This is a genomic window from Methanoculleus sp. MH98A (assembly GCF_000691865.1).
Classification (GTDB): Archaea; Halobacteriota; Methanomicrobia; order Methanomicrobiales; family Methanoculleaceae; genus Methanoculleus.
In genome coordinates this window covers 1-8,021 of the sequence record NZ_JMIO01000087.1, presented here as the reverse complement: position 1 = coordinate 8,021, position 8,021 = coordinate 1, and the positions used below count along the sequence as shown (strand labels likewise).

Sequence of the window (8,021 nt, the reverse complement as noted above, 5' to 3'; positions counted from 1 at the left end):
TTTCATCTATCGGAACCTAGATAGATGAAGCCATGCCGAAATTGACTGTAAAGACAATCAAGGGCAATAAATACCTCTATCTCCGTGATAAGGTCAAAGTTAACTCAAAATCGCTGGAGATTCAGATATACATCGGAAGACTCGAAACGGTAGCCAGAGAGGACGTTTTATCAAAACTGTCTGAACTCCATAATCTAAGGTTAACAACATACCTCGATTACCGGCTGGAGCATTACTCCTTCACGGCCCTCGACAGAACCCGGGCCGTCGATCTCGAAACTCTTCGTTACTTCTACGGACTTTTCAAGGAACTCTACCCTGATGAGAGCGAGCGGTACATGGACGCAATGTATCTCAGATATGTCCAGGGCACGACGGAGATCGAGGGAAATACCATCAGTCTCCGGGAAGCGCAGGAACTCCTGGAGCATAACATCTCTCCGGCCGGAAAGAAGATGGATGAGGTGTATGAGATCCTCAATTTCATCAACCTCCGAAGATACCTCGAAGAGTATTCCGGGGATATAACGGAGAAGCTCATCAGGAAGATCCACGAAATACTGATGAATGAGGTCCTCCGGAACCCGGGAGACTATCGGAACATCCAGGTGGGCATCGAGCAGGTGGACTATGAACCCCCTCCCGCGATCCTCGTCCCTGAGGAGATGCGTGCTCTCATCGGGTGGTACCGGCAGAATAAACGGCACCTGAATCCATTCGAACTCGCCGTACTATTCCACACAAAATTTGAGATGATCCATCCGTTCGTCGATGGAAACGGACGGGTTGGACGGGCGTTGATGAATCTGATCCTGGAGCGATCCGGTTATCCGACGCTCTACCTGGGGTTGGAACACCGGTCGGCCTACCTGAACGCGCTCGCAAAAGCGGATGACGGGGACTATGCCCCGATCATCGAGACGCTGTATACCATCTATAGGGAACAGCACGGGCGTATCGCAGAAGAGGTCAGGCAGAAACTTTCCGACGGAAACAGCAGAATCCGGGAGGAAAACGCCAGGCTCGTCCGGCAGTTTGTTGAACTGAAGAAAAAGGTCTGATGTCCGATCGAGCAGCCGTCCGGAGTGCCGGACGGCCCGGGCTCACACCAGAACCGTTACAAAAATCGAACCGCCGAAGCGAGAGGGATCCCCCCTCACTTCACCGACTCTTTCATCTTGTCGACGACGTCCTGAAAGAAGCCCTTGCCCTTCTTCGCGGAGGGCTTGTGCCCCCCGATCTCGAGCAGGCGCAGATAGAGTTCGCGCTCCTCGTCCGTCAGGCGCTCGGGCACGACGATATGCACCCGCACCAGCATATCGCCGGGCTTCGTCTGCCACCGCACGCCCTCGCCCCGTATCTTCAGCCCGGTGTTGTGCTGCACGCCGGCCGGGATATCCAGGACGACCGTGCGCCCGTCGATCGTCTGCACCTCAACCTCGGAGCCCAGCACCGCCTGGGCCGGGGAGATATCGACGGTCGTCTCCAGGTCGTCGCCCCGCCGGGTGAACGTCCTGTGCGGCGCGACGCTGATCTCGATATAGAGGTCCCCGCTCGGCGCACCGTAATCCCCGGCGTCGCCGTAGCCCTCCATCCGGAGGCGCATGCCCGTATCCACGCCCGGCGGAACCCGGACCTTTACGGTCTGCCGGGCACGCCGGTGCCCTGTTCCGCCGCAGGCCTTGCACCGGGTCTCGGGGACCTTCCCCCGCCCGCCGCAGGTGGTGCAGGTGCTCATCCGGACGAAGTTCCCGAAGATGGACTGGCTCATCTGCCGCATCTGGCCGCTGCCGCCGCAGGTCGGGCAGGTGGTGGTCTTCTTCGTCTCGCTCCCCGATCCGTCGCACTCGGGACAGGGCTCGACGTGGTCGACGCCGACCTCCTTCTCGGTCCCGAACGCCGCCTCCTCGAGCGTGATGCGCATCTTCATCAGGAGGTCGGCGCCGGGGCGCGGGCCGGCACGCTGCCTGCCCCCGCCGCCGAAGAAGGTCTCGAAAATATCCCCGAACCCGGAGAAGTCGGCGCTGAACCCGCCCGAGTATCCGCCGCCGCCGGCGTACGAGCCACGGGACGCGTTACTGTAGGCGTCGTGCCCCATGTTGTCGTACTGGGCGCGTTTCTGCGCATCAGAGAGGACGCTATAGGCCTCGTTGATCTTCTTGAACTTCTCCTCGGCCCCCGGTTCCTTGCAGACGTCGGGGTGGTATTTTCGGGCCAGGTTCCGGTAGGCTTTCTTGATCTCCTTATCGTCGGCGCTCTTCGAGACACCGAGGATATCATAGTAGCTGTCCGGACCCATCGACCTCACTCTTTGACTTCGTAATCGGCATCGACGACGTTATCGTCCTTCTTCGCGGCCCCTTCCGCCTGCTGCTGCTGGGCGGCGGCCGCCTGTGCCTGCTGGTACATCTTTGTCGTGAGTGCATATACCGCTTCGGTCAGGGCATCCATCTTCTGCTTGATCGCCTCGAGGTCGTCGCCCTCGAGCGCCTTCTTGAGGTCGGCGATCGCGCTCTCGATCTTCTCTTTGTCCGCGGCCTCGATCGAATCGCCCGCGTCCTTCATCGCCCGCTCGGCGGTGAAGATCGCGGTGTCGGCGGTGTTCCTGAGTTCGATCTCCTCGCGATTCTTCTGGTCCTCCGCCTCGAACTTCTTCGCCTCGTCCATCATCCGCTGGATCTCGGCTTCGGACGGGCGGGAGTCCTGCGGTTTGATGGTGATCGACTGCTCGTTCCCTGTGCCGAGATCTTTCGCCGAGACATGAACGATACCGTTCGCGTCGATATCGAACGTGACCTCGATCTGCGGAATGCCACGCGGCGCCGGCGGGATGCCGGTGAGCTGGAACCGGCCCAGGGTGAAGTTGTCCTTCGCGAGCGCCCGCTCGCCCTGCATCACGTGGATCTCCACTGAGGTCTGGCCGTCGGCGGCGGTCGAGAAGATCTGGCTCTTCCTCGTCGGGATGGTGGTGTTGCGCTCAATGAGCTTCGTCGCGATGCCGCCGAGCGTCTCGATGCCGAGCGAGAGCGGCGTCACGTCGAGGAGCAGCACGTCCTTCGTCTCGCCGGTCAGCACGCCCGCCTGGATGGCGGCGCCGAGGGCGACGCACTCGTCGGGGTTGATGCCTTTGTCGGGCTCCTTCTTGAGGACCTTCTTCACGGTCTCCTGCACGAGCGGGACACGGGTCGAACCTCCGACGAGGAGGATGTGGTCGATATCGTCGGCGCCCAGTTTGGCGTCGGCGAGCGCCTGCTTCACCGGCCCGAGGCTCGAGTCGACGAGGTCGCCGATGAGCTGCTCGAACTTCGCCCGGGTCAGATCGACGTCCAGGAACTTGGGCCCGCTCTCCGTCGTGGTGATGTAGGGGAGGTTGATGTTGGTCTTCTGGACGGTGGAGAGCTCGATCTTCGCGTTCTCGGCCGCGTCGCGCAGCCGCTGCATCGCGACCGGGTCATTCCGGAGGTCGATGCCCTCCTTCTTCCTGAACTCGTCGGCCAGGTAGTCGACGACCCTCGTATCGAAGTCGTCGCCGCCGAGGCGGTTGTTGCCTGCGGTTGCCTTAACCTCGAAGACGCCGTCGCCGAGCTGGAGGATCGAGACGTCGAACGTCCCGCCGCCGAGATCGTAGACGAGCACCGTAGCGTCGCCTTCCCTGTCGATGCCGTAGGCGAGCGCGCTCGCGGTCGGCTCGTTGATGATCCGGAGCACCTCGAGGCCGGCGATCGTCCCTGCGTCCTTCGTTGCCTGCCGTTGAGCGTCGTTGAAGTAGGCGGGCACCGTGATGACGGCTTTCGCGATCTTCTCGCCGAGATACTCCTCCGCGTCCAGCTTCATCTTCTGGAGGATCATCGCGGAGATCTCCTGCGGGGTGTAGGTCTTGTCCCCGATGGTGACCTTCTCGTTCGTGCCCATCCTGCGCTTGATCGACTGGACGGTGCGGTTCGGGTTCGTGATCGCCTGCCGTTTCGCGACGTTGCCGACCAGCCGCTCGCCTTCCTTGGAGAACGCTACGACCGACGGGGTGGTTCTGCCGCCTTCGGCGTTGGCGATGACCGTCGCCCGGCCGCCTTCCATGATTGCCATGCACGAGTTGGTTGTCCCAAGATCGATACCCAGAACTTTTTCCGAAACCATTCTGTTATTCCTCCATTCCTTTAGATACTACGACTTTTGCGCATCTGATGACCTTGTCCCGCATACAGTATCCGCGGACGGCCTCGTCGATCACGGTTCCTTCCCCGGCGTCCGAAGGGACGTAGGCGATCGCCTCGTGCCGTTCGGGGTCGAAGGGAAGGTTCCGGCATTCGATGGGTGCGATGCCGTGCCGTTCGAGGATGGTCATGAAGAGTTTCTTGATCTGCTCCATCCCTTCCGGGAGGCCTGCACCCTCGGCTCTCTCCGCCCGCTCGAAGTTGTCTACGACCTCGAGCAACTCCACCGCGAAATTCTCGATGGCGAACGTCGTACGGGCGTCGAGTTCCCGGTCCATTCTTTTGCGGTAGTTGTCGAAATCCGCCGCAAGGCGCAGATAACGGCTGTTAAGGTCGTCATATGCATTCTGCAGCTCTTCAAGCGCCGGAGATGCTGCATCCGCCTCGTTTGCGAGATTCTGTTGCTTCTCGTTTGGTTCGGATGTATCCTCCTTCATACGCCTAACCTGCTTCAAAACGATGTAATGGAGTTGTTCGTTTATTTATTGTAATGTGGTTCTATATAATATTAACTCTGGCTGCAGAAATCTGCCTCCGGTGACATCCCGGATTTCCGATTGGACATCCGTTCGCCGGTATTCTTCCCCCGGTATCCGGATCCGCGTGAGGTGCGGCGCCCTCCTCGCCGGTCATGCCGGCGTTCCCCATGGCAGGGCCTGCGGTTTTCCTGCCGTGGAAATCGCGGCCGGTTCTGCGGGCAGCGCCAGATATATCTCTCTACCCCTCTCACGTGTACCCATGAAGTGGGCACTGCTGTCTGTCTGGGACAAGGCAGGCATCGTCGATCTCGCAAAGGTGCTTATCGAGCACGATTACGGGATCCTGAGTTCCGGCGGCACCGGGGCCGAACTCGCGCGGGCGGGGATTTCGTTCACCGATGTCTCCGCCTACACGGGCTCTCCCGAAATGATGCACGGACGGGTCAAGACCCTCCACCCGAAGATCCACGGGGGGATCCTCGGCCGCCGCGGCATCGACGACGCCGTGATGCAGGAGCACGGCATCGACCCGATCGACCTCGTGGTGGTGAACCTCTACCCCTTCGAGGCGATGAAGGAGGCGGGCCTCTCTCTTGAGGAGATCATCGAGTACATCGATATCGGCGGCCCGGCGATGGTGCGTGCGGCGGCGAAGAACCATAAGTATGTCGCGGTCGTCGCGGACCCTGCCGACTACGGGATGGTCGCGGACGCGTCCGGCGGGGCGGGTTTACGGCTGAGGAGCGGCTGAACCTCGCGGCAAAGGCGTTCGCCCGGACGGCCGCCTACGACGCCGCGATCACGAACCACCTCACCGGCATCGACCGGCCGTTCCCCGACGTCTTCACCGTCCAGTTCAGGAACGGCAGGACGCTCCGCTACGGCGAGAACCCGCATCAGGCGGCGTCGGTCTACGGCGATGCGGGCATCGCGGGAGAAGAGCCGCTCCAGGGCAAGGAGATGTCCTACAACAATTACCTCGACGTCCACGCGGCGGTCGGCCTGCTCCGGGAGTTCGAGGAGTGCGCCGTGGTCATCGTCAAGCACAACAACCCCTGCGGCGTGGCGACCGGCGAGAGCCCCCTCGATACCTACATCGCCGCCCGGGAGGTCGACCCGGTCTCGGCCTACGGCTCGATCGTCGCGATGAACCGCGAGGTGGGGGCGGACGTCGCCCGGGAACTGACGGGGACGTTCGTCGAGGTCGTGGTCGCTCCGTCGTTTACGGCGGAAGCCCTCGAGATCATGAAGGCGAAGGAGAACATGCGGGTGCTCCGGCTGCCCGGGCCGGTGGCGCAGCCCGAGATACGGAGCATCGACGGCGGCGTCCTGGTCCAGCGCACAGAGCCCTACCGCGAGGACTGGCAGGTCGTGAGCGAGCGGGAGCCCGACGCCCATGAGATGCGGGCGATGGAACTCGCCTGGAAGGTCTGCCGGCACACGAAGAGCAACGCTATCATCTTCGCCGACGAGGACGCCGTCATCGGAATCGGCGCCGGGCAAATGAACCGGGTCGAGTCGGCGGAGATCGCGGTCAGGAAATCCCGCAAACCCCTTGCCGGGTCGGCGGTCGCATCGGACGCCTTCCTTCCGTTCCCCGACACGATGGAGGTCGCGGCGGCGGCGGGTGCGACGGCGCTCGTCCAGCCGGGCGGCTCGATCCGGGATCAGGAGGTCATCGAGGCGGCAAACCGGCTCAACATCGCGATGATCTTCACCGGGGTCCGGCACTTCCGGCACTGAGGGGCCGGCCCTGATATCTCTTTTTTTGTCGGGTTTTCGGCTCTGTAGTAAGTAGTGTCCTGTATCATCACCTCCACACCGTTAGCTCACGCGAAGCCGCGAAGGGGAGGTAGGGGTTGCTGACAACGACACTGACTTCGCGGCTTCGCGTGAGTTTGCATCGCCTCGCACCTTGCGGTGCTCGAACTCCGGCCCTTCGGCCCGTCGCCATTCGAAAATGCTTCGCGTTGTCTCAAGCTCCGGCCCTTCGGCCCGTCGTCATTCGAAAATGCTTCGCGTTGTCTCAAGCTCCGGCCCTTCGGCCCGTCGTCATTCGAAAATGCTTCGCGTTGTCTCCAGCTCCGGCCCTTCGGCCCGTCGCCATTCGAAAATGCTTCGCGTTGTCTCAAGCTCCGGCCCTTCGGCCCGTCGCCATTCGAAAATGCTTCGCGTTGTCTCAAGCTCCGGCCCTTCGGCCCGTCGCTCCCAAAATCTTATATCCCCCGGCCTCTCTCCACGGCTGATATGCGTATGGACTACGCGAGACTCCTCTCGGGAGCGCTGGGCTACGCAAAAGACGCTCTCATCGGGGAGTGGGGGCGGTGGGTGCTCCTGGTACTCCTCTCGCTCGTCCAGACGTTCACCCTCTTTTTACTCCCGTTCTACAACGGCTACATCGTGCGGGTGCTCTCCGGCCGGACGCCCGCTCCCGAAGTCGACGACTGGGGGAGGCTCTTTCTCGACGGGTGGAAGCTGAATATCATCAATCTTATTTACCTGATCCCGGTCATCGTGGTCCTGGCCGTCTTCGGCGGGATTGCGTTTCTCTCCGCCATAGCGGCACGGGGGCTCGACAACCCGGACGTATGGGCCTCGGCCGTCGCCGCCGCCGTCACCGGGATCGCGATTGCGGCTCTCGTCCGGGCCGTCATATCGTTCATCTCCCTCCTCGCCGTCGTGCGGTTCGCCCACACCGGAAGCCTCCTCCAGGCGTTCAACATCGTGGCGATCGTCTCGCACATCGGGCGGATCGGGTGGGGCGCCTGGATCGCCGCGGTCGTCATCATCCTCCTGATCGGCCTCGCGTATACGGCCGCGACCGCCCTCATCGCCACGCTGCCCGTCCTCGGGTGGGTCGTCAACCTCTTCTTGGGGGTGGTCTACGGCATCTTCCGCGCCCGCTACCTCGCGGCGGCCTACGAGAGTGTCCCGGCGGCGGGGTGACGCGGCGCCCTCCTCTCCTCCCGGTGCATCGTCGTCCCCGGGAGCTATGGCGGATACCTCCGGCAATGTTCAAAAACAAGCGGTCGATGCATGAGTGGCGGATCATTTTCAGGAAAATACCCGTAACCAGACTGGATCTGCCTTTCCAGGATAGCCACTCAACGAGAACAGATGTCAAATGAAAATGGTTAAATTATGGTTCACTAAACTACCCGAATATGTCCAATGGCGGAACGGATACATATAGTTACAAGGGCTGGTTGACGTCAGACAGTTTCTTAAAACGTGCACTAGCAGTATTTGGTTACAATCTCGTCGCAGGTCTGATAATCTGGCTGGGCTTATTCATTATCTTCATGCTTTTCGGAGTGGTGGCTGCATTGGT

Annotated in this window: 5 protein-coding genes and 1 pseudogene; 3 read left to right on the top strand and 3 right to left on the bottom strand. The window is 61.4% G+C overall.

Features of this window, described 5'->3' with window-relative positions; genetic code table 11:
• The first annotated feature begins 32 nt into the window (after positions 1-32).
• Positions 33-1,061, top strand: coding sequence for a Fic family protein (locus tag EI28_RS13220; protein ID WP_052379731.1), 1,029 nt, complete (start codon positions 33-35; stop codon positions 1,059-1,061).
• Positions 1,062-1,156: 95 nt separating this feature from the next.
• On the opposite strand, the gene dnaJ is transcribed toward EI28_RS13220, so the two are convergent.
• The 3 genes from dnaJ to EI28_RS10800 are packed head-to-tail and all read right to left on the bottom strand — an operon-like array spanning position 1,157 to position 4,648.
• Positions 1,157-2,299 carry a molecular chaperone DnaJ gene (gene dnaJ, locus EI28_RS10810; RefSeq protein WP_048114777.1) on the bottom strand — a complete coding sequence of 381 codons (1,143 nt, stop codon included), beginning with the start codon at positions 2,297-2,299 and terminating at the stop codon, positions 1,157-1,159.
• A gap of 5 nt (positions 2,300-2,304) precedes the next feature.
• Positions 2,305-4,134 (bottom strand): molecular chaperone DnaK, encoded by a 1,830-nt coding sequence (gene dnaK / locus EI28_RS10805; protein WP_048114775.1) that lies wholly within the window; start codon positions 4,132-4,134, stop codon positions 2,305-2,307.
• A 4-nt stretch (positions 4,135-4,138) separates the two neighbouring features.
• The gene (locus EI28_RS10800) at positions 4,139-4,648 is read right to left on the bottom strand and encodes a nucleotide exchange factor GrpE (protein ID WP_048114773.1); all 510 of its coding nucleotides are present in this window, start codon (positions 4,646-4,648) and stop codon (positions 4,139-4,141) included.
• A 301-nt stretch (positions 4,649-4,949) separates the two neighbouring features.
• On the opposite strand from EI28_RS10800, the pseudogene purH reads away from it, so the two are divergent.
• A pseudogene (gene purH / locus EI28_RS10795) lies at positions 4,950-6,433 on the top strand (bifunctional phosphoribosylaminoimidazolecarboxamide formyltransferase/IMP cyclohydrolase).
• A 504-nt stretch (positions 6,434-6,937) separates the two neighbouring features.
• Positions 6,938-7,636, top strand: coding sequence for a DUF4013 domain-containing protein (locus tag EI28_RS10790; protein ID WP_048114771.1), 699 nt, complete (start codon positions 6,938-6,940; stop codon positions 7,634-7,636).
• The last annotated feature ends 385 nt before the right edge of the window (positions 7,637-8,021 follow it).